Below are 20,704 nucleotides of genomic sequence, written 5' to 3'. Positions count from 1 at the left end.
CCACCTCTCGGTGGTGATTACTTTTTCTTTTGTGGAAAGAGGGGTAGGCCTAACGTAGCGATCTTCTCAGCGGGAATCTTCATGCCATCCTTGATCCATTTGGAGATGACAGAGACAATGGCTGAGCTCCAGAAGGAATTGAGGTAGCTGCCAGCGCCATTCGAGGAGCTACCATTTCGTTTTTCTAGAAAATCATAGACTGCCTTGGTCAAGAGCCGCTCGAAATTGTAATCAATAGCCAGGCTAATGATCTTGGCTTCTTTCTTGACTTCCTTAAAGAGGTAGACCCAGACTTGGTAGAGGTCTGTCTTGAGATTGTAGCCATCTAAAGACTTGGTAATCTTTGCGATACTAGATTGAAAGATGGACTCTAGAATCTCTTCTTTGGAGTCATAATTACGGTAAAAGGCTGCTCGAGAGACACCGGCACGCTGAACCAGCTCAGAGATGGTGATCTTTTTCAGATCTTTTTTCTCCAACAATTGCAGGAGAGAGATTTCGATGGATTCTCGTGTAATCGCATTGTTTTCTCGGTTAAATCGTTTGAGATTTTCCAAGGATTTCTCGGATATTTTTCTTTCTGCCATAACATTTACTTTCTATCTGTCTCACCTGATGATATCTGCTTGGATAGCATTGTACTTTATGATATAATTGTAAAAGAAGACATACTACTTGTCAATGTACATTTTTATACAATTATGAGGTATGAACTGATGAAATGGAAAATTATTGCGGATTCAGGCTGTGACTACCGCTCTTTGGACAATCTGGCACCGGATACGGAGTTTGTCAGTGTCCCATTGACCATCCAAGTGGGTGATACCATCTACACAGATGATGTCCAACTCAATATCGATCAGATGATGGAAGAGATGTATGCGACTACGACTGCTTCTAAGTCTGCCTGTCCGAGTCCCGATGATTATATGAAGTCCTTTGAAGGAGCTGAAAATATCGTCGTTGTGACCATCACTGGAACCCTTTCAGGTAGCTACAATAGTGCTGAGGTGGCCAAGAAGATTTATCTAGAAGAGCATCCGAATACCAATATCCATGTCATTAATAGCTTATCAGCTGGGGGTGAGGTAGACCTGATCGTTCGCAAGCTCAATCAGTTGGTCGCTGAAGGCCTCGATTTTGATCAAGTGGTCGATGTGATCACCACCTATCAGTCTAAGACGAAGTTGCTCTTTGTTTTGGCCAAGGTTGATAATCTGGTCAAAAATGGGCGTCTCAGCAAATTGATCGGGACTGTTGTCGGGCTCCTCAATATCCGTATGGTCGGGGAAGCTAGTAAGACGGGTACCCTTGAGTTGCTTCAAAAAGCACGGGGCCAAAAGAAAGCGATCAAGGCAGCTTTTGATGAATTAATCAAGGCAGGCTATAATGGTGGACATATCACCATCGCCCACCGCAACAATGAAAAATTTATCGAGCAATTCTCTGCATTGATTCGAGAAAAATTTGCCCATGCAATGATTGAAGTCCTTCCTACTTCTGGACTTTGTAGTTTCTATGCCGAAGAAGGCGGGCTCCTCATGGGCTATGAAATTTAATCACCACTAAAAAGAGGCTAGGACAAAAGTCCTAGCCTCTCAATTATTTTTGGATTGTCGAGCAAGACGCAGTGGTTGAGTGGGCTCTACTACGCTGATTTCATCAGCTTTACAGCCCTACTCAACTGTTCGGAGGTGGGACGACGAAATCGAATTCTAAGGAATTACCGATTTCTGTCCCACTCTCTCTTTTTATTCTCCGATCTCTTGGTAGAGAGTGCGGATTTTTTTGCGGTAGATGGTGTAGCTGATTGCTGCTCCGATTAACAGGATGATACTATAAAGGATCACAGCAAGTAGGGTGCTGACGGAATGATAGGTCCAAATAAAGCTGACAATAATCAAAAGAAACATCACAAAGAGAAAGACAATCAAGAGAATAGACTGAAGGACTGCATTCCCACGATGACGGGTCATTAACTCCGTGATATTGGTCCAATTGGTGCTAAAGTTCTGAAAATCTTTGACATAGTCTCGGATGCAGATCGGAATGGTCGTTACAACCCAGATCAGCAACATGGCAAGGATAGCCAAGGGATGGATGCCAAAATAGAGACAAACGCCAACTAGAAGAATGACAGGAAGGATGGATTGCACCAGATAGAGCAACCAAAACTTCATGAAGAGATAGCGTTTGAAATCAATAGGGAGCGATCTCAAGTACTCAAAGTTTTCGCGCTCTAGCGAAATACCAATACTGGTCAAGCCTCCAAAACTATTGAAAACACCGATCAAGATGGCAACAAGGGTCAGTGGCACCAGATACTGGGGCGTCAGGTAAGGACTGAGGCCTCCTATATTTTTCGATGCTCCTGCTGCTCCACTGAGGAGGAAAATATATGGCAGAATACTCATCATCAAGAGGACTTGCACCATAAGTGTTCCATCGCTCAAGAGTCTACGATGATACTGAATGACAAACTGTCTAAAGGAGTCTTTCTGGCCCACATGGATGGCTTTCACGCGCTCTTTAACGGTTTGGTTGGTCGCAACTGCAAGGGCCGCATCATAGAACTGCGGTATCACAATTTTACGAACCAGGACGATCAAGATCAGAAGGACCAGGATCCAGCCCAAGAGGCCTAGGATCGCTTCTCCATCAAAAGGATGGAGAATGAACTGATGAAAGGCCGTAAAAGGTGGAAATAGAATGGGAATATCAGCGCCACCCGTCACTTCTACCCGATGGGTCTGGACTAGATTCAGATAGAGATAAGCTCCTAGACTCAGAAGAGAACCAATTCCGACCATGATGTTAGAGACCAGGGTCGTGTGTTTTTTGAAAAAGAGGGTCTTGGTGATCAAATGAGCTAGTAAGATCGTCGCTAAAAAGAGAACGCCTAAGAGAATTAAGGCACAAAAGAGGCCTAGCAGGATCCCTAACGGATTGAAGCCGCCTGCTTGGACAGGCAGGATCAGAAAATAGCTGACCAAGGGAAGGATAGCCATGAGGAGGGTCAGGATGACCGAGATACTCTTTCCAGCAATGACTTCCGCATCTGAGAAGGCATAGGGCCGGTAAAACTGGAGGTCCTTGCTTTCATAAAAGACATTGTAAAAACTCATAAAGCCTTGGGAAATAGTCATCAAGGAAAAGAGGGCCACCATATTGACAAAGAAGGCTGGCTGATGGACAAAATCATAGATGCTAAAGAGCAAGCCAAATATGAGGAAATAGACCAATCCTAAAAAGAGGTAGTTGAGCACCGATTTGCGGGCGACATTGAGTTTGACGTCCGGTTTTTTGGCCTGTTTGGCACGTAATTTTGCGATCTGGGCCGGCTGACTGGCATAGATGATATTAACATTGACCAGTTGCTGGATAATCTTAAGACGCATGATCGCCACCTTCTTCCTTCCGACCCGCTAGGCTGAGATAGATACTTTCCAGACTTTGTTCGGGGTGCTGGCCCTTTAATTCCTCGATCGTCCCATAGAAAATGAGATTACCTTTTTTAAGAATGGCGATTTTATCACAGAGTTGTTCGGCCACTTCTAAGACGTGAGTAGAGAAAATGACCGTCTTGCCGCGATCCGCATGCTGGCGCATCATTTGTTTTAAATCGTAAGAAGCTTGTGGATCCAAACCGGTCATCGGTTCGTCCAAGACCCAGATATCTGGATCTGACAAGAGGGCTGCAATGACGAAGACCTTCTGGCGCATTCCATGTGAAAAGGATTCAATCACTTCATAGCGGTGGCTCTGAAAATCAAAGATCCTAAGAAGCTCTTCCAAGCGTTGATCACAGTCTTTCTGACTCATATCATAAGAGGTCGCAACCAACTCCCAGAATTCATTGGCTGTGAGACGCAAGAAAAGATCTGGCGAATCCGCCACATAACCGATTTTCTTTTTGATCGCCAGCCGATGGCTATAGAGGTCCTGACCATCCACTTCAATTGATCCAGTGGTTGGGGTGATGACACTGACCAGGCTCTTGATGGTTGTGGACTTTCCAGCTCCGTTGTGGCCAATCAGGCCGACAATTTGCCCATCTTCGATGGTCAGATCCAGGTGGTTGAGGGCAATGTGCCCATCGTAATCTTTCGTAACTCCGTGAAATGTAATCATGTTAACTCCCTAGTTGATCCTCATTGGGACCTGTTTTTCTTATTTTGTTGATAAGCGATCATCGAAATGGTAGAGCAATTCTAACAGATAGTTTGGAATGGTCTCCAAAAAGTCTTCTTTGTAGACTCGTTCTCCTCGCTTGTGCAATTCTTTTCCCCAAGGGCCTAGATTGACTGCTGGGACCTGAATGTGGGCAATTTTTTCCAGATCCAAATCATAGACCTGTGCTGGTGTGGCTAGGCTATCCAAGACAACTTGATAAGAGGCCACATCCTTTTCCAAGGCACAATAACTGGTGTCGTTAATCCCCATAAAGTATTCTTCGACTTTTAAGCGGTAACCTCTTGTGTCCAGATACTCGCGGTAATCAGTGATGAGGGACACGATATTGAAATCGGTATTGTCTAAAAAGCGGCAATTCATGGAAGGATAATATGGGGGCGCAAAACCGATGACCACCATAGGATCCTTATCTCCGAGAAACTCAAGGAGTCGCTGGATTTGCTGAATCGCAAGGCTTTGGTAGCTAGTCCCATTACGAAAATCTTGCTCCGCTTTTTTATTAGAAGCTTCTCTAAAGGCTTGGTAGCCCTCTAAGGCTTGGCAACGTTCCTCTAGTTCTTGATAGGTGATGACTCTTGGCCTTGCAATAATGTGGTCTTGTCCTGCCTGATCCTGCAAATGCTCGTACTTCTTGTAAAAGGCGTCCAAGGCCTCTTGACTATGCTCATAGATTCGTTGCAAGAGCTCTTGGGGTGTTTTCTTCAAATGCAACACACTGAAATAACCAGCCGCATACAGCACGGTCGATACATCGTACTGCTCCTTCAAATCTCTGAGATAGGACCAAGAAGGAAGGGGAGACGTTTCTCCCAAGGCCTGATCTGCCAGATCGGGATGAAGATCTAGCTGGCTTGCGATGGCTACTAGGAGCGACAAGGCATTGATCCCTTTGAGGGGCTCCTTCATATGGGACAAGACACCTTGCGCCACAACGACCGGCATGAGTTTGCCGACTGTGCCAATGTGAAGGACCTTTTCTTTTCCTACCTCTGATTCAAAGGGCTCTGAATCCACTGCCAATACATAATTCAGATCAAAGGTTTCCTGCAAATCTGTGAGGAGGCCCAAGGCTCCTCGCATCCCACGTGAATAGGATTCCTCATCTCCAACAGAGAGATAGAGCAGATTGACCTGACCTTCTGAGGGGTCTGCTGCATAGGCTTCCAGAACCCCCAATTGAAGGGCTAGGGCTGCTTTCATATCGCAAGATCCTCTGCCAAATTTCCAATCCCCAGAAGCTAAATCTTCCTGCATATCTGGACGTCTATCCAGTCTTTTCAAAGCTTCTGCTACTTGATCAGAATCGAGTGCGATTTCCGACAAGTTTCCATAGTCTTCTAAATCGACTGTATCATGGTGGTGGAAAAGGATCACTGTTTTTTTCTTGCCCTTATCAACCAAGGCCCAATTGACCGACCGATGCAAGTGATCCTGTGGCACCTGGTAGCGCCCAAAATGGTCCGGATGTTCCTTGAAATAAGGGATCTGGGCAATCCGTTGATCCAGGTAGGCTTCGATCCCTTGCTCGGTCTCAGTATTGGTGAAGCTCGGAATCGCCAAGGCTTCGGTAAAAATCTTTTCGATGCTCTCTCTATTGGTGGTTTTCACTTTCAAACCAATCCTCCTTTGATATGATCAAACTATAAAATGAATAGAAATATATGTATCAGACTGATATTTCTACGTAAATAAAATACTACTTTTTATATTCTCACTTCATTTCTTTCATGTATGCGATTTCTTTTTTAGAAAGGGCTTGCTTCCAGCGCAAACGTTTGTGGCATCCAACTATTTTTGGTAAAATAGGGACATTCACATGAAAGAAGAAATAAAAATGGAAAATCAAACCTTAATGCAATATTTTGAGTGGTATTTGCCCGCTGATGGGAACCACTGGACGCGTCTTGCTGAGGATGCGCAACACTTAGCAGACTTGGGTATTCGCAAGGTCTGGATGCCGCCTGCCTTTAAAGCTACTTCTAACAATGACGTTGGGTACGGAGTCTATGACCTCTTTGATTTGGGCGAGTTCGATCAAAAAGGAACAGTTCGTACCAAATACGGTTTCAAAGATGATTATCTTCAAGCCATTCAAGCCCTCAAAGATGCAGGGATTCAACCAACGGCCGATGTCGTGCTCAACCATAAGGCTGCTGCTGATGGCTTAGAGGAATTCGAGGTCGTTGAGGTCGATCCTATGGATCGAAACAAGGTTCTCACTGAACCCTTCACCATTCAAGGATGGACCAAATTCACCTTTGATGGCCGAAATGGCGCCTATAATGACTTCCACTGGCATTGGTACCACTTTACCGGTACGGACTACGATGCTTCACGTAATAAGAATGGGATCTACCAAATCCAAGGGGACAACAAAGGTTGGGCTCATGGAGATCTGGTTGACAAGGAAAACGGAAACTACGATTACCTCATGTATGCCGATATCGATTTCAAACATCCCGAAGTTGTAGAAAATCTCGACCAATGGGCTGAATGGTTTATCGAAACGACAGGGGTTGAGGGCTTCCGTCTAGATGCCGTCAAGCACATTGACTCCTTCTTTATGAAGAATTTCATCCACAATATCACCAAAAAATATGGTGAAGATTTCTACGTCTTTGGTGAATTTTGGAATGGCGACACAGAAACCAACGATGAGTACTTGGAAAGCATTGACTACTTGTATGACCTGATCGATGTAGCCCTCCACCAAAATCTCTTCAGAGCTAGTCAAGAGGGTGAAAATTTCGACCTTCGAACTATTTTTGATGGAACACTAGCGCTCAATCATCCTGAAGAGGCCGTGACCTTTGTGGACAACCACGATACCCAACGAGGGCAAGCCTTGGAATCTACCATTGAAGAATGGTTTAAGCCTGCAGCCTATGCTTTGATCTTACTTCGTGAAGCTGGTTTGCCTTGTGTTTTCTTTGGAGACTACTACGGTATCGAGGGCAAATTTGCGCAAGAAAGTTTCCAAGAGGTTCTCGATCGTCTCTTATGGGTTCGTAAAGATCTGGCCTATGGGGAACAGACGGACTACTTCGATGATCCTAATTGCATCGGTTGGACACGTTCAGGTACAGAAGAATCAGCACCAATCGCCTGCTTGATTTCCAATAACCAAGCTGATACAAAAGTCATGGAGATCGGCTCATCCTACGCAGGTCTCACCTACTATGATGTCCTAGAAAATTGTAGCGAAACTGTCCAAGTTCAAGAAGACGGTACTGCTGAATTCCCAGTGGCAGAGCGCTCCGTCAGTGTCTGGGTAGCCCAAGATACAGAGGGCCAATAACCTTTATATGTAATTTTCTCCTAGGATCGACATCTTCCTAGGAGAATTTTTTCCTGTAAAAATTTTATAGGAAATACAGTTTCATTTTAGCACTATAAGAAAGCGCTGTCAATGGGTGTCGCGTCTATTTAAAAGAAATAAAGAGCATCAAAAAACTCGTTTTCCAATATGGAAAACGAGTTTTCATTTTAGCTCAATTCTGCAATGATTTCTTTCAATTGCGCTTTCGTATGAACTCCAGCTACTTGTTTGACAACTTGTCCATCTTTTTTAAAGAGAAGAGTTGGGATCGACATGATACCGAATTGACGTGCTGTATTTGGATTTTCATCTACATCCATCTTACAGATTTTCAAATCATCTTCATGTACTTCTTCTGCCAACTGATCCAAGATTGGAGCTTGCATGCGGCATGGACCGCACCAAGTTGCCCAAAAGTCAATCAAGACAAGGCCTTGGCTGGTTTCTTGTTCAAAAGTTGCATCTGTGATTACGTGTGCCATATTTCCTCCTTTTTCAGTAGTGACTACTGATTCTGCATTTCTACTTTTATTTTACACTAAAAGATGTCATTTTAGAAATATTTGCTACGGGGACTCCTTAGGCATCTTCTCTCTTTTTGCGCCAAAAGATGAGGCTAGAAGCTGTTAGACTGATCATACCTAAGAGACCCAGAGCATGGTCTTTGCTCCCTGTTTGAGGAAGGGTATGGTCTACCTGCTCTCCTCCTACTGCAGGAGTCACTTCTTGAGGATCTTCTACAAATCCTTGTGAAACAAATTGAGGTCCATAAGATACAGCTAGTGTAAGATGAGATTGCTCTTGTCTTGCTGATCCTGTTTGCATCTGTTCATCTTTTTCAGGAAGAGTTTGGCTTGGTTGGACAAGGTGTTCTGGAGTTGGAAGCGTATATTCTTCCTTGTAGTGCACTTCTGGAGCGACTAGAGCAGTTCCTTCTATTTCTGGCAATTTCGCATAGTCAGTATCTGTTGCACTTGGTACATAGGCTGCCTTTTGGGCGCGGGTCTTTTCAACAATTGGAATCGCAGCCTGGATAGAATCTGTCTTGAAGGTCACTTCATATGGATGCTCCACCGTTAAATCAGACGGGTCATAGGTGTTAAAGACTAGAGCTAACTTGTGACCTTTCTTAACCGTATAGAGATTTGGTTGGAGATAAACCGTGTAATCGTGGTATTCCCCAACTTTTGGCTCGATGCTAGCTCGTGAGCTTGCTGAATCGTAGCCAGACTCAGGGTTCGCAAGATTGATCCACCCTTTTGCGATCACCTTGTACTTGGTCTTGATGGTTTCGTATTCGGCAACAGATAGGTTGCTTAAATTGCTTCCCATCCAGAAACCGTCTGCTGTTTTATCTTGCTTGACGCTACCATTTCCCACCACGTCAAAATCCTCATCTGCCACATCTACCAAGAGGGCGTTGATTTGGAAATTCTTTCCTTGACCTTTGGCAAGAGCTGCCTTGAAATGAACGGGGATGTGGCCCTTGATCGTAGTGTCCTCAGTAACATCAGAAACGAAGGTCAGATTGGCCTTAGAGGAGGATTTGCTGACTGTTTCATTACGGTTAGCGATCTCAACACCTGCAGCCGCATAATCACTAGAAATGGTTTCTTCTAGGCGTTTCGAGCTTGCATTCAAGAAGAGACGTTGACTGCTCTTCCAGTTATCATAGCTGGTCCATTTGCTTGGATCATAGTTATTTTGAGCTAGAACCGCTGGCAAACTTTCGACGTGATTGTTCACTCCGTAGAGGTAATGGGTCAGCCAGGTATTGAGCAGGTCATAAAAGTCCTGACCATTGGCGGTGATGCCGTATCCCCGTGACATAGCCGCTGGATAGACGTGATCTCCTTGGTGGAGATAGAGCTTAACATCTTGTCCTGCTTTCTTGAGGGCATCGTACATGAGTTCAAAGTGTTTGGTCTTGACATTGTCATCATTCAAGCCATGGACGATCAGGGCGCTGGTCTTGAGATTTTCTGGATGAAGGGTATAATCCCGCTCCTTCCAGACATCACTGTAGTTGCGATCATGAGCGTACTGGTCCTTGTTCAATTGATTGATGTAGTTGGAATAGTTTTGCCAAATCCCTGCCCAGTCGTCTTGGTCCAGCATCCGTGTGCTAACGTAGAGGGAGAGCCATGAAAGGTCACTATAAGGTGCATTGCCAAATTGGGTTCCTTGGCTATTGAAATAATCATACCAAGAGGCAATTCCTGCTGCCGGAACGATGGTCTTTAAGCCTTCTACGCCTGTTGCCGCCACACCAAAGGTCGTGGTTCCAGCCCAGGAGAGACCGGTCATAGCGACATTGCCTGTTGCCCAGTCTGCCTTGATTTCGACATTGCTAGTCTTATCGGTGTAGGCCTTGCGCTTGCCATTGACCCATTCGATAATATTCTTGAAGGCATTGATTTCGAGATCGGATCCCGTCGTGTTAAATCCTTCTGATCCCTTGGTACCAAGTCCAGCGCTGGAGATAAAGGCATAGCCTCTGACCAAGAAATAGTCGTACCAGTTCAGATCTTCGTAGTCATAGATATACTCGTAGGGACTGTAGTAATACCAATCCGACGCCTTGGCTTTTTTGGCTGCTTCTACTGTTGTTTCACTGCTTACTGGCTGTCTCTTTGCAGGTTGACTGTGCAGTTTCTTCATATCGTAGCTACCGTCCGTTGGAAGCCCCAAACTTTCAAGAGTCACATAGTTTTCATCGAGCGTCCCCGCTACGTAAGGACGCGCTTCGAGAATAGTGGCTGCCTTAAAATCACCTTGCGCTACGGCTTTTGGTAATTGAACAATGGCTTTGACTAAGTCTGGTTTGCCATCTGCATCGGTATCGTAGTCCGTTTCGACATAGACTGGGAAGCGCACAATTTGGCTGTCCTCATATTTGTAGTCTTGGTCTGCTTTTTCTCCCGTCGTATAAGGGAAAATAGGCTGGGCACGACCATTTAAAAAGAGCGGGCTTTTCTTTTCAGCACGATAGGCATCGTAGAGTTTCTTAGCTGTTTCATACATCTTGGCCAATTCTGGATGACTAACCTTACGAGTCAGATCATCAGATTTTTCAATCAAGCCTAAACTCTTGGCAAAGCGTTCGCGATCTGCTTGACTTTTGCCCAATTGGCTAGGATCTGTTGCTGCCCATTGAAGCAAGCCATTAACAGCATCTTGGACCGTCAACTCTTTAGAGGCCTGATCCGCTGCATGGGTTGAACCTGTAACCTTTGCCAAATCCTGACTTGTTGCCGGAGCTTCTGAAGGAGGAGCAGATTGAGGTGCAGCTTCCCTGTTTGTTGTTGCTGGACTTGCTACTGGAACCGTAGGCTCACTTTGTGCTGCGCGCGCTTCTGTTGCAGGGGCTACTTGATTGGCACCTGCCGTCCGATCCAGCGATACCTCACTCAAGCTTGCAGCTTCTTCACTAGTGGCAGTGCTTGCGTCACTTGTTGTCGGTCTTGCTTCAGTAGATGGAGCATGGACCACTTCTGTCGATGGGGCTAGCTCTTCTGTCTGCTCATCTGCTGCTGCTACTTGATGCAAGACCATCGGCGCGATCAATAAACTTGATGCGACAATGGAAACCATTGTTTTCTTTTTCATGTCAATCTCCTCACTTTTTGTAATCAACACTCCTATTATACTATGTAAGCGTTTTTATATCAAACAGATGTTCATCTGATCCAAAAAAAACCGAGGCATCAGCCTCGGTTATCGATCCTTATTTGACGTGTTTCTTAAGATCTTCTTGTGCTTTTTTGTTTGACTCTGCTTGTTCTTTTTGCCATTTTTCAAGGGCTTTGTTGTAGTCAGCAGTTGTCACAGCTTTATCTTGGAGTTTCATTCCTTTGTAGATCACGTGGTCTTTTCCTTTACCACCAGTCCATGCAAATGGAGCTGAGAATGGTTCGATACGTGTCAAGAATGGACGTCCAGTTGATGAAGAAGTTGGCATAACAAGGGCGCTATCAGTCAACCAAGCTTGCGCTGCCGCATATTTTTCATAGCGTTTGTTGACGTCTTGTGTTTCTGCACCAGCATCTTTGATCATCTTTTCAAAGTCGTACAGACCAACTTTTTTAGCTGCTTCATTGTTTTCACTTGGGTCAAATCCAAGGAAAGTCTTAGTATTTTCACCAGATGAAGCTTTCAAGATATCCATGTAAGTTGATGGGTCTTGGTAGTCAGGGCTCCATCCAACATTATCAGAGAGATCCCAGTCTTCGCCGGCCGCATTTGGCGCAAAGAGGGTCACATTTTGAAGGTCTTCTTTCGAAAGCATTTGGATATCGATGACGATATTTTCTTTACCAAGTGCTTCTTCAACTGATTGTTTGAATGATTGTACCCGTTGAACTCTTGATGGTGTGGTTTGGTCTACAGGCATATCGATGTGAATTGGGAATTTCACACCTTCTGCTTCCAAGGCAGTCTTCGCTTTTGCAAACTCTTCCTTCGCTTTCTTAGCATCGAAGAGACCATTTTGACCATCGTCTAGTTTAGTAGATTTCCACTCATCTCCGTAGGTATCCAATTGAGTTTTCACCATTTCACCAAAGGTCTTGCCATTAGCTTGGACAAATGTTGGTGGAATGTAGAGGTTACGGATGATCTTGCTTGCTCCGTCTTTTCCGTTCAATTGAGCAGCATACGCTTCACGGTTGAAGGCAAAGCTGATCGCTTGACGGAAGTCCTTGTTCAAGAGAGCTTTCTTAGTAGATTGTTTTTCTTCATCGGTCTTCTTAGCAGTGTGTTTGTAAGATTGACGGTCGATGTTGGTACCAATAACATAAGAAGCAGCGTCTTGAGGAGTGTAGGTGATTTCGTCTTTGAATTCTTTGGCTTGCTCTGAGTAACCAGATCCAGTTGGGAAGAGTTTTGCCAAGCTAAGAGCATTTTCACCGAATGATTTGGCCAATTTACTTTGGTCTTGTCCATCGTAGAATTCCAATTTCACATCTGAGATGTAGACCTTGTCTTTATCCCAGTAGTTTTCATTCTTGGTCATTTCGATAGAAGATTTTGAAGTAAAGCTCTTCAAGATGTAAGGACCATTGTAAAGAAGGGAGCTAGTGTCACTTGCTTGAGCGAATTTATCCCCTTTTGATTTCACGAATTTTTCGTTGACAGGGAAAGTGATCCCAAGAGTCAATTTAGAGTTCCAGTAAGATTCTGGTTGGTTCAAAGTGATTTGAAGGGTATGATCATCAACTGCTTTTACTCCTACAGCTGAGAAATCTTTATTTTTACCACTGACGTAGTCATTCAAGCCTTTGATAGAATCCTGGATGATGTAGAGCATTTCTGATTTGTTATCAGCCGCATATTTGATCCCTGTGACGAAATCTTTAGCTGTTACATCCGCATACTCTTCGCCTTCTGAATCATACCATTTAGCATCGTCACGAAGTTTATAAGTATAAGTCAAGCCATCTTGCGAAACTGTCCAATCTTTTGCAAGAGATGGAATCAAGTTCCCGTATTTATCATTTTCAAACAAACCATCAATCAAGTTTCCAGTGATATCGTGGGTTGCTGCTTTACCAGATGTGATATAGTTTAGGTTTTCTGGCTCAGTCTCATAGACATATGAGAATTTTTGACCTTTACTTGAGCTAGATGATTTAGAACCACCCGAACAAGCTGCTAGGATACCTGCTGAAAGGAGGGCAACCCCCGCAAGTGCAATGACATTTCTTTTTTTCATGTAAAACTCCTCAAGAAATTTTAAGTTTATTTTAAGATTATACCACAAAGGTTTTCAGAAGAAAAGGAATTTTCAGAAAATTTTTGTATTATGAAAAAAAACTACTCCGGAGAGTAGTTCCATTTTTTACTCTACTAAGTCGCTCTTGAGGTAGGCATCGACCATGCGCTCTGTTGCGACTACAGAATCCAAGTGAGTCCGCTCATATGAGTGGCTAGATTCGATCCCTGCTCCGAGGAGGGCATGTTTGACTTCTGCTCCTGCGCTCATGGCTGCAGAGGCATCTGATCCATAGAAAGGATAGATATCCAACTTATAAGGGATTTCTTGAGCTTTTGCAAGAGCTACCAAATGCTGACGGAATTCGTAGTGGTATGGTCCAGAAGCGTCTTTGACACAGATGGATACCGTGTATTCATCCGTCGCTTGGTCATCTCCCATAGCCCCCATATCCACTGCCAAGTATTCGACCACTTCAGCTGGAATACTAGAATTAGCCCCATGCCCCACTTCTTCAAAGACTGAAAAGGCAAAGGTGGTCGTTACTGGCAATTGGATCTGTTCTTCTTTGTACACGCGCAGAAGATTCAAGAGAATCGCTGCACTCACCTTGTCATCTAAGTGGCGAGATTTGATAAAGCCAGTATCTGTCACAATTGTTCGGGGATCAAAGCTGACAAAATCACCCACTTCAATGCCAAGGGCACGGGTTTCTTTTTCATTGGTTACTTTTTCATCCAGACGGACTTCCATATTGTCCTGGGTCCGCTCGACAGTACCCGCATCCTTGTAGACATGGCAAGAAGTCTGATGGACCAAAATCGTACCCGAATGGGTCTTTCCTGTATTGGCTACATGGACTGTACAATTTTCCCCTTCAATCATATTCCAAGGGAAACCACCGATTCGGTCCAGTTTGAGGCGGCCATCTTCTTTCACCGCGCGGACAATAGCTCCCAAGGTATCCACATGGGCTGTGACATAGCGTTGCTTGTCTGTGATCACACCAGGAACGGTCACATTCACGCCGCCCTTAGCAGTCCGGGTTACTTCGTATCCAAAGCCTTCAATGGTTTTGACCAAATAGTCTGCAATCTCTCGTGTAAAACCGGTCGGGGAAGGAATGGCTGTCAATTCCTGCAAATAAGTCACTGTCTGATTCATAATGCCTCCAAATGTGTTTTTCTTTATTCTAGCATGAAATGGGGAGAATAGCTAGAGGAGAGGTTACAAGGTAGAGTTTTTTAACTCCTGCCACACTTGCATTAAGAGAAGGCCTAGCTTGTTCTTCCCAGAGCCATCTCCCCCATCAGCCCAGTAAGCGTCGTTTTGCGTATGTTCGATGATGATGGCATCTCCTGTCGCCAGCAATTCTTTAGCGATATCTGGATTTTGTCTAAATTTCATTCGAAGGGCTTGATGCATCACCTCATCTTTGACCTCTTCCCAATCTGATCTCAAGGGATTTTGACGATTGCGTCCCTCTAAGGCAGCATCCATTGGAGAGGCTATCTGACGAATTTTCTCTTGAATTTCGGGTACTAAAAACTTTTGTGCTTGAAAATAATGCTCTGAAGTTGGCCAGATTTTGCTATCATCTGAAAAAGGGTAGGGAGCAAAATTGGACATAAAACCATACTCATCATTTACTTTATAAAATTTAATTTCTTTCACCTTTATCCTCGATTCCAAAATCTCCTAATGATTTTTGCTTTTCTTTTAATAACTGTGTCACATAATCAGGCTCTACCTTTAAGAATAGCTTCAAGGTATCATGAATTCGCCAATAATTATCCTCAGGTTTGTCCATAATGGTTGAAAGGAAGTGTTTCAGGTAGGGGATGTATTCCGTATAATGTTCCTCGCTAACCAGTCGATATATTTTTGAAATATCATAATATCCGGCCTCAGCCTGTTCGATGATTTTACAAACATAAGGATAAATTTCCCCTCTAGCTATCTTCTCTTCGCTCAAATCATACCGACTCGCCCAATAATATACGATATCATATAGAAAAATCCGATTGGTATCATCATAGCCATGCAGACGATGCGAAATCATTCCTTCTAATTGCCCTTGACTGTACATCTGAGTCAAGACATCAAAGCCTTCTCTGATACCCCAAATGGTCAACAATCTAGAGGCTTGATAGCGTAAATGGTCATCATCACTGTCCAATAATGAAGTCAACTTTTGAATCGTTTCTTCAGGAACATCCTCTAGATCAACATCTTCCAATATATCTGCATAATCAACCCCTTCAGGGACTTTATAAAACAAATCTTCTAATTCTTTATTGTTCATCACTTCTCCATTATTTGGGGAATTATTTCAACGTCAATCCTCTAAAGTCACCGGAAAAATATCTGCGCCACTGTACATTTTATCTTCCATTTCTTTCCACTCAATAACTAATTTATATAGTTCATCCGTTGAGATAAAGCAAGGTTCCCCAAGACTTTCATCATCCATTTGATAATATACTTCTGTTTCTTCTTTACCTATATCAATATTGAGCATATTACCACCAAAATCAGACGCTTCTTTTTGACCAGTAACAACCGCCTCTAATTCTTTATAAATGTGAGGGTAAAAAGTATTAACCTCAATAATAAAAAACTCACCTAAAGTTTGATAGTTTTCATCCAAAAATTTTATCGATAATCTAATATCACCGTTAGGATATTTAAATATTCCATATTGTCTTTTTAACATTTGTTACGTCCTATATCTTTCTATTTATTTACTGCTAGGAAAAGCTGAAATAATCTTTTCATTAGAGTCTAAATACATCGTAATTTTCATTCCATTCTTACTTATACCTTCATAAATGTTTCTTGAGTTAGTGTCAAATACCCTTGCTTCATATGCCTCATTAATGGTATCTACAACCTCCTGAGGGCTCATATGGTCAGGGAAGAAGGTGGAGTTCCCTCCATTGGCTTTCTTAAGAGTTCCATTTACTTCAACTTTCGCTTCATAAACCCCGGCATCATTTAAGGCGGGTCCTTTCGTACCTTCGATAATTTTTCCAGAAGTCCCTTCAACCATATCATAATGATAGCCACCTGCTTGTCCTCTCCTATTTATATCACCTTCAAAAATGTGGCTCAAAGACTTCTCAGTAAAATTCTCTGTATGTTTGAGATTTGCTAAGTCATCCAAATTGTACATTTTGAATTCAGAAACATTCCGATTCCAACTTTCAATTTTCCTATTGGAGAAAGGAATCTTTCCTTTTACCTTACTAAATACATCCGAGAACGTTGTATAGGGTTTATTGTAGTACTGATTATAGCCAACATAAGAGGTATACAAGGTACTTGCTAGTTGGAAGCTCTCAGTAACAGTTCTCACCTTTTTGATATCTTTTGCCCGATTGATTTCTTCCTGTGTAGCAGGTTTGCCTGTAAAAGGATCAATTCCTTCTTCAATTATATAATAATCATATTTAGTTTGAAAGGCGGGATCTCGCCAACTAAGCATTTTTTGACTATCTAAAAGGAAATAGCGATCTAGTAGGTAATCATAATTAGCGCGTTCTGTTTCAGATTTAAATAGTTGTGCATAGGGATTCACATGGGCCATGGAGATCAATGTTTTAAGTTCTGGGTAGGCCTCTTCTAACGCTTCTTGATCCATTGCATCGATACGTTTCTTAAATTTCGGGTCCACCTTGGCTAATTCTGAAGGTAATAATCCTAAGTGATCATTCTTCACTTCATTATATCGCTTCCAAATTAGTTTCACATCCTCATAATCCATAGTAGCAGTCACATTATCGCCTTGTCCCATTGTAAGAAACCTTTTATATGATTGAATCACAGAACCATACTCTTCCTCCAGTTCTGCACGTGACATTTTTGAGAGTTTTTCCTCTAACGTTTCAACCTTCGGGTTCTTCACTTTGTTCAGGACTGCTTGTCGTTTTTGCCATCCTAAAGAGATTGTTTGCTTCCATGATAGATCAGCTCCATTACTTGGGGGCAAGTAGGTTCCACTGGCAGCATCCCATGATTGTGCAGCTTGGGCAAAACCATTTTGAACGGCCAATAAATACTGCTCTGAATTTAAAAAGATAGTTGGAGAGACTGCATTAAAAGTAAGCAGGCTAATTAATATTTTCTGTAATTTTTGTTTTGCTCCTTCTAATACGGCTATAGATAGCGAAAGATTTAGAAAAGCTGAAATCTTATCATCCGATTTTGTTTCCATTAACTGTCGTAGATTAGAAATCTTTTGATCTGCTTCCCTAATTTTTTCTTCTAAATCAACTTGACGCCAACTTTTACTATCTACGTCAGAGGTATATTGACTGACAAATTTTTGACACTCCTCCGCCAGTGATTCTTGGTATAAGACAATCCCTTGAATTAATGGAATTACAGTACTTGTAATATGCGCCTTTGCTGAGTCGTAAGCATGCCCTTTTAACTCTTCTTCAGCTACAAAATTTTCAAGAACTTTAATCAATTCAATATTCTGTTGCACGCACTGGGCGGATATACTAGATAAACTAGTTGCCTGACTTCTGGCGGATTCTAGATACATATCTATACTCATGTGATTTCCTCCGTCACTAATCGTCTTTTTTCTTGGTGAATCGAATCTAACTTCATTTCAATAGATTTATGTTCTTTCCGAAGTTTTTCTAATTCTTCATCCAGACTGTATTCCATTATTCTCACTTGATGCTGGAATTCTAACTGGTCATTCATCATTTGACTTTGATATCTACTACCTTCGAAAAGAAAATCTAGATCATTTAACCAATGTGAATCATTCAACAGCTGATCCATTACTTCCATTTTCTTCGAATCTAATTTTTCTATTCGCTGATATAAGTCCCACTCCTTATCTGAAAGTTGTAGTTCTTTCTCATGGAGCTTATTCCATGTCTCTTCTGCACTCATATCTAATCCTCTAATACATCTAAGTATTTTGATTTCGCTTCATTTGAGAATGACGGCTTAGACTGAATAGTATTCAAAATATTTAAGTTTTGACGAATCATGGCATCCTTATCTTCAAATTGGTCGGCTAAGCTATGGATATTTTGAATCATATTCACAATATGATTCGATAGTTGAGTCTGAAGATTCTCAAATTGACTAATACCATTTTTTGCACTATTATTACCAGCAACTGTCGTTTGTTCATCTCTTTGGACTGTTATAGCCGGATGATCATTGGCAGATCCTATTGCAGTAGCATGCTTAGCAGCCACCGAAAGATCACTTTTTACTGTGTATTTATCTCCCATTCATTTCTCCTTTTAATTTTTTCATATTATAACATCTTTCACAGCTATAAAAAAGCCTAGTTAGTGGTATTCCCAGCACATTCGCTCACGCAAAAAAACTCAAGCCGACTGACTTGAGTTCCATATTATTGATCATTGCGGCATTCATACCAAACTTAGGGTGTTAAATGGAATAGCTTGAAGAGAGGTTACGGGTTTGGGTTTTTCAACTCTTCCCGCACTTGCATTAAGAGAAGGCCTAGCTTGTTCTTCCCAGAGCCATCTCCACCATCAGCCCAGTAAGCGTCGTTTTGCGTATGTTCGATGATGATAACATCTCCTGTCGCTAGCAGTTCTTTTGTTTAAATTAACACGCCTACAGAATCATCCTAATATCAAATTTTTTTGAGAAATACATAGACAAACTTCTTCTAAATTAATAAACTGACTTCATCATATGCTATAATTTAGTTATATTTTACAAAAATGAAAGTTTCTAACTAATGCCCCTATTTGCTCATTGATGCAACGGTGCTGTTATTTCATTATCAGTTTGATGTTATGCTTTATCAAGGAGTTTCGTCTATGCTTCAATACCTTAAGCCTCTGCGCTGGTATCTTTTCTTTAATTTTCTCTTTAGTGGACTGTCCAATATTTGTACTGCTCTTCTTCCATACTTTACACAAGAATTAATTCGTGGCCACTATCAAATAGCTTTGTCAGGTTATTGCATCGCAGTTATAGGTTACCTGACTTGCAACTACATCCAAATGCGCCTTGACTGGAAACAGGCCATTCTCTTTTCGACAAATCTAAAGAACGATTGGTTTCAATCTCTTTTAGGACTTGCCCACCATGATTTCAAGCAGAAAACAGTCGCAGAATACATTTCTTATCAATCTAATGATCTTGATTCACTGGAAAAAGATTATCTACCTCCACTGATGAGTTTTTTTAAGCAGATTCTACGAATTTTGATTTATACCGTCATTATTACCAGAACGATCAATCCTATAGTGGCACTGATCCTACTGATTTCAACAGCCATCAGTATTCAAATTCCAAAGATCGTTGGTCAATTGACTGCGAAGCGTAGACAAACCTATCTTGAAAAGCAAGCTGATTATTATCGGACCTTGGAGGATCTATTCCGAGGACATCACCTAGTTAACAAACTCACTCTACCTCATTTTATAGAGCAACAAAGAAGTTCTCTCAAAAACTTGCAGGATAAGTATCTTGGGTATGGTTTGACTAAAATTACAGGTATTCTCTTGACGGGTATTTCTTTTGAATTCATTAGCCTTATTCTCTTCTCTTATCTAGCTTACTCTCTATATCATCAGCAAATTGGTATCCCTGAGGTGGTGGCCAGTTTTGGTTATATTACAGCCTTCTCAGAACCAATTCAAGAAATCCTTTACGATCTGCAAATGTTGGAGTCGGTAAAACCTGTAATTAAAAGCTTTCAAACTATTGTTAAGCATCCATCTTCAATTCAGTCACCACAGCCTTCCTTTGAAACGATCACATTGAAGAATCTTTCTAAACAACTTGGGGAATCAACATTGAAGATTTCTTTTGCCACCATTCACAAAGGAGATAAGGTTGCCCTCATAGGAGAGAACGGATCAGGTAAGAGTAGCCTACTCAATATTTTAAATGGTACGGATGAGGATTTCCAAGGTGAGATCTTGCTGAATGATCTTCCCCTAAATCAGCTTTGGGGAAGATTTGGCCTGATCTTGCAACAAGAGCATAGCTTCATCTCTAGTTATGAAAATAATGTTACGCTATTCAATACTTTCCCCGCAGAGTTTAAGGATGCGGAATTCGAAGCAACACCTCCTCAATCCCTGTCAGGTGGTCAACAACAACGTATGTACCTCAATCGAGAAAAAAACCGCCAGAGTCCATTAGTTATTATGGATGAACCTTTTTCAGCCTTGGATGCTCATCAGTTCGAGGCAGAATTGAAAAAAGTACTAGACTTACCGTGTGCTGTCATCATTACTTTACACCGACAGAATGAAGCACTAAAGAACTTTGACCAGGTCTGGGAAATTAGATCTGGAGAACTAATCATTCAAAAAAATGAGTAGACTTGCTTTCTCACGAAGATTTGTTTTACCATGATCAATACATCATCAGGCACAGATAGATTGAGGTCATCTTAACCTCAAAAAGAGAGTGGGACAGAAATCGGTAATTCGTTAGAATTCGATTTCGTCGTC

Annotated in this window: 18 protein-coding genes; 3 read left to right on the top strand and 15 right to left on the bottom strand. The window is 42.2% G+C overall.

What is annotated here, in order from left to right; genetic code table 11:
• Positions 1-17 precede the first annotated feature (17 nt).
• Positions 18-587, bottom strand: a complete 570-nt coding sequence (locus LIZ08_RS03935; RefSeq protein WP_003010925.1) for a TetR/AcrR family transcriptional regulator — start codon at positions 585-587, stop codon at positions 18-20.
• A 129-nt stretch (positions 588-716) separates the two neighbouring features.
• Here LIZ08_RS03935 and LIZ08_RS03930 point away from each other — a divergent pair, with 129 nt between their 5' ends.
• Positions 717-1,559 (top strand): DegV family protein, encoded by an 843-nt coding sequence (locus LIZ08_RS03930; RefSeq protein ID WP_227038319.1) that lies wholly within the window; start codon positions 717-719, stop codon positions 1,557-1,559.
• A gap of 192 nt (positions 1,560-1,751) precedes the next feature.
• On the opposite strand, the gene LIZ08_RS03925 is transcribed toward LIZ08_RS03930, so the two are convergent.
• Genes LIZ08_RS03925 through LIZ08_RS03915 form a run of 3 tightly spaced genes read right to left on the bottom strand, consistent with a single transcriptional unit; the run spans position 1,752 to position 5,802 of the window.
• Complete coding sequence (locus tag LIZ08_RS03925) at positions 1,752-3,398, bottom strand: hypothetical protein (RefSeq protein WP_227038318.1); 1,647 nt, start codon at positions 3,396-3,398, stop codon at positions 1,752-1,754.
• Complete coding sequence (locus LIZ08_RS03920) at positions 3,388-4,131, bottom strand: ABC transporter ATP-binding protein (protein ID WP_003010968.1); 744 nt, start codon at positions 4,129-4,131, stop codon at positions 3,388-3,390. Before LIZ08_RS03920 ends, LIZ08_RS03925 begins: the two co-directional genes overlap by 11 nt.
• Before the next feature lie 39 nt (positions 4,132-4,170).
• A complete protein-coding gene (locus LIZ08_RS03915; protein ID WP_227038341.1) occupies positions 4,171-5,802 on the bottom strand; it encodes a M20/M25/M40 family metallo-hydrolase in 1,632 nt (543 codons plus the stop codon).
• Positions 5,803-6,010: 208 nt separating this feature from the next.
• Between LIZ08_RS03915 and LIZ08_RS03910 the strand changes: the two genes are divergently transcribed.
• Complete coding sequence (locus LIZ08_RS03910) at positions 6,011-7,492, top strand: alpha-amylase (RefSeq protein ID WP_227038317.1); 1,482 nt, start codon at positions 6,011-6,013, stop codon at positions 7,490-7,492.
• Positions 7,493-7,680: 188 nt separating this feature from the next.
• Here LIZ08_RS03910 and trxA read toward each other — a convergent pair whose 3' ends face one another.
• From trxA to LIZ08_RS03855, 11 genes are all read right to left on the bottom strand, one after another.
• On the bottom strand, positions 7,681-7,995 hold the full coding sequence (gene trxA, locus LIZ08_RS03905) for a thioredoxin (protein WP_003002728.1): 315 nt from the start codon (positions 7,993-7,995) through the stop codon (positions 7,681-7,683).
• A gap of 97 nt (positions 7,996-8,092) precedes the next feature.
• Entirely contained in the window at positions 8,093-11,122 is a 3,030-nt protein-coding gene (locus tag LIZ08_RS03900) for a CocE/NonD family hydrolase (protein WP_227038316.1), read from the bottom strand.
• Positions 11,123-11,240: 118 nt separating this feature from the next.
• Positions 11,241-13,226 carry a peptide ABC transporter substrate-binding protein gene (locus tag LIZ08_RS03895; protein WP_227038315.1) on the bottom strand — a complete coding sequence of 662 codons (1,986 nt, stop codon included), beginning with the start codon at positions 13,224-13,226 and terminating at the stop codon, positions 11,241-11,243.
• A 126-nt stretch (positions 13,227-13,352) separates the two neighbouring features.
• The gene (locus LIZ08_RS03890) at positions 13,353-14,390 is read right to left on the bottom strand and encodes a M42 family metallopeptidase (protein ID WP_227038314.1); all 1,038 of its coding nucleotides are present in this window, start codon (positions 14,388-14,390) and stop codon (positions 13,353-13,355) included.
• 63 nt (positions 14,391-14,453) lie between these two features.
• Positions 14,454-14,900 (bottom strand): NADAR family protein, encoded by a 447-nt coding sequence (locus tag LIZ08_RS03885; protein ID WP_227038313.1) that lies wholly within the window; start codon positions 14,898-14,900, stop codon positions 14,454-14,456.
• The gene (locus LIZ08_RS03880; protein WP_227038312.1) at positions 14,887-15,531 is read right to left on the bottom strand and encodes a hypothetical protein; all 645 of its coding nucleotides are present in this window, start codon (positions 15,529-15,531) and stop codon (positions 14,887-14,889) included. Before LIZ08_RS03880 ends, LIZ08_RS03885 begins: the two co-directional genes overlap by 14 nt.
• A gap of 33 nt (positions 15,532-15,564) precedes the next feature.
• Entirely contained in the window at positions 15,565-15,942 is a 378-nt protein-coding gene (locus LIZ08_RS03875; RefSeq protein WP_227038311.1) for a hypothetical protein, read from the bottom strand.
• Between the two features lie 24 nt (positions 15,943-15,966).
• Positions 15,967-17,790, bottom strand: a complete 1,824-nt coding sequence (locus LIZ08_RS03870) for an EndoU domain-containing protein (protein ID WP_227038310.1) — start codon at positions 17,788-17,790, stop codon at positions 15,967-15,969.
• Complete coding sequence (locus LIZ08_RS03865) at positions 17,787-18,140, bottom strand: hypothetical protein (RefSeq protein ID WP_227038309.1); 354 nt, start codon at positions 18,138-18,140, stop codon at positions 17,787-17,789. Before LIZ08_RS03865 ends, LIZ08_RS03870 begins: the two co-directional genes overlap by 4 nt.
• A 2-nt stretch (positions 18,141-18,142) precedes the next feature.
• On the bottom strand, positions 18,143-18,490 hold the full coding sequence (locus LIZ08_RS03860; RefSeq protein ID WP_227038308.1) for a TIGR04197 family type VII secretion effector: 348 nt from the start codon (positions 18,488-18,490) through the stop codon (positions 18,143-18,145).
• A 188-nt stretch (positions 18,491-18,678) separates the two neighbouring features.
• Positions 18,679-18,822 (bottom strand): NADAR domain-containing protein, encoded by a 144-nt coding sequence (locus tag LIZ08_RS03855; protein ID WP_275450090.1) that lies wholly within the window; start codon positions 18,820-18,822, stop codon positions 18,679-18,681.
• 232 nt (positions 18,823-19,054) lie between these two features.
• Between LIZ08_RS03855 and LIZ08_RS03850 the strand changes: the two genes are divergently transcribed.
• Entirely contained in the window at positions 19,055-20,572 is a 1,518-nt protein-coding gene (locus LIZ08_RS03850) for an ATP-binding cassette domain-containing protein (RefSeq protein WP_227038340.1), read from the top strand.
• Positions 20,573-20,704 lie beyond the last annotated feature (132 nt).

The sequence above is a fragment of the Streptococcus sp. 210928-DFI.4.42 genome (assembly GCF_020554365.1).
GTDB classification, from domain to species: domain Bacteria; phylum Bacillota; class Bacilli; order Lactobacillales; family Streptococcaceae; genus Streptococcus; species Streptococcus parasanguinis_S.
The sequence above is the reverse complement of the archived record's forward strand: the minus strand, read 5'-3'. Positions and strand labels throughout refer to the sequence as shown.

Excerpts from the sequence above, each read along its gene's own strand:
- LIZ08_RS03935 (WP_003010925.1), bottom strand. The coding sequence starts at position 587 with ATGGCAGAAAGAAAAATATCCGAGAAATCCTTGGAAAATCTCAAACGA.
- LIZ08_RS03930 (WP_227038319.1), top strand. The coding sequence starts at position 717 with ATGAAATGGAAAATTATTGCGGATTCAGGCTGTGACTACCGCTCTTTG.
- LIZ08_RS03925 (WP_227038318.1), bottom strand. The coding sequence starts at position 3,398 with ATGCGTCTTAAGATTATCCAGCAACTGGTCAATGTTAATATCATCTAT.
- LIZ08_RS03920 (WP_003010968.1), bottom strand. The coding sequence starts at position 4,131 with ATGATTACATTTCACGGAGTTACGAAAGATTACGATGGGCACATTGCC.
- LIZ08_RS03910 (WP_227038317.1), top strand. The coding sequence starts at position 6,011 with ATGAAAGAAGAAATAAAAATGGAAAATCAAACCTTAATGCAATATTTT.
- trxA (WP_003002728.1), bottom strand. The coding sequence starts at position 7,995 with ATGGCACACGTAATCACAGATGCAACTTTTGAACAAGAAACCAGCCAA.
- LIZ08_RS03900 (WP_227038316.1), bottom strand. The coding sequence starts at position 11,122 with ATGAAAAAGAAAACAATGGTTTCCATTGTCGCATCAAGTTTATTGATC.
- LIZ08_RS03895 (WP_227038315.1), bottom strand. The coding sequence starts at position 13,226 with ATGAAAAAAAGAAATGTCATTGCACTTGCGGGGGTTGCCCTCCTTTCA.
- LIZ08_RS03890 (WP_227038314.1), bottom strand. The coding sequence starts at position 14,390 with ATGAATCAGACAGTGACTTATTTGCAGGAATTGACAGCCATTCCTTCC.
- LIZ08_RS03880 (WP_227038312.1), bottom strand. The coding sequence starts at position 15,531 with ATGAACAATAAAGAATTAGAAGATTTGTTTTATAAAGTCCCTGAAGGG.
- LIZ08_RS03875 (WP_227038311.1), bottom strand. The coding sequence starts at position 15,942 with ATGTTAAAAAGACAATATGGAATATTTAAATATCCTAACGGTGATATT.
- LIZ08_RS03870 (WP_227038310.1), bottom strand. The coding sequence starts at position 17,790 with ATGAGTATAGATATGTATCTAGAATCCGCCAGAAGTCAGGCAACTAGT.
- LIZ08_RS03865 (WP_227038309.1), bottom strand. The coding sequence starts at position 18,140 with ATGAGTGCAGAAGAGACATGGAATAAGCTCCATGAGAAAGAACTACAA.
- LIZ08_RS03860 (WP_227038308.1), bottom strand. The coding sequence starts at position 18,490 with ATGGGAGATAAATACACAGTAAAAAGTGATCTTTCGGTGGCTGCTAAG.
- LIZ08_RS03850 (WP_227038340.1), top strand. The coding sequence starts at position 19,055 with ATGCTTCAATACCTTAAGCCTCTGCGCTGGTATCTTTTCTTTAATTTT.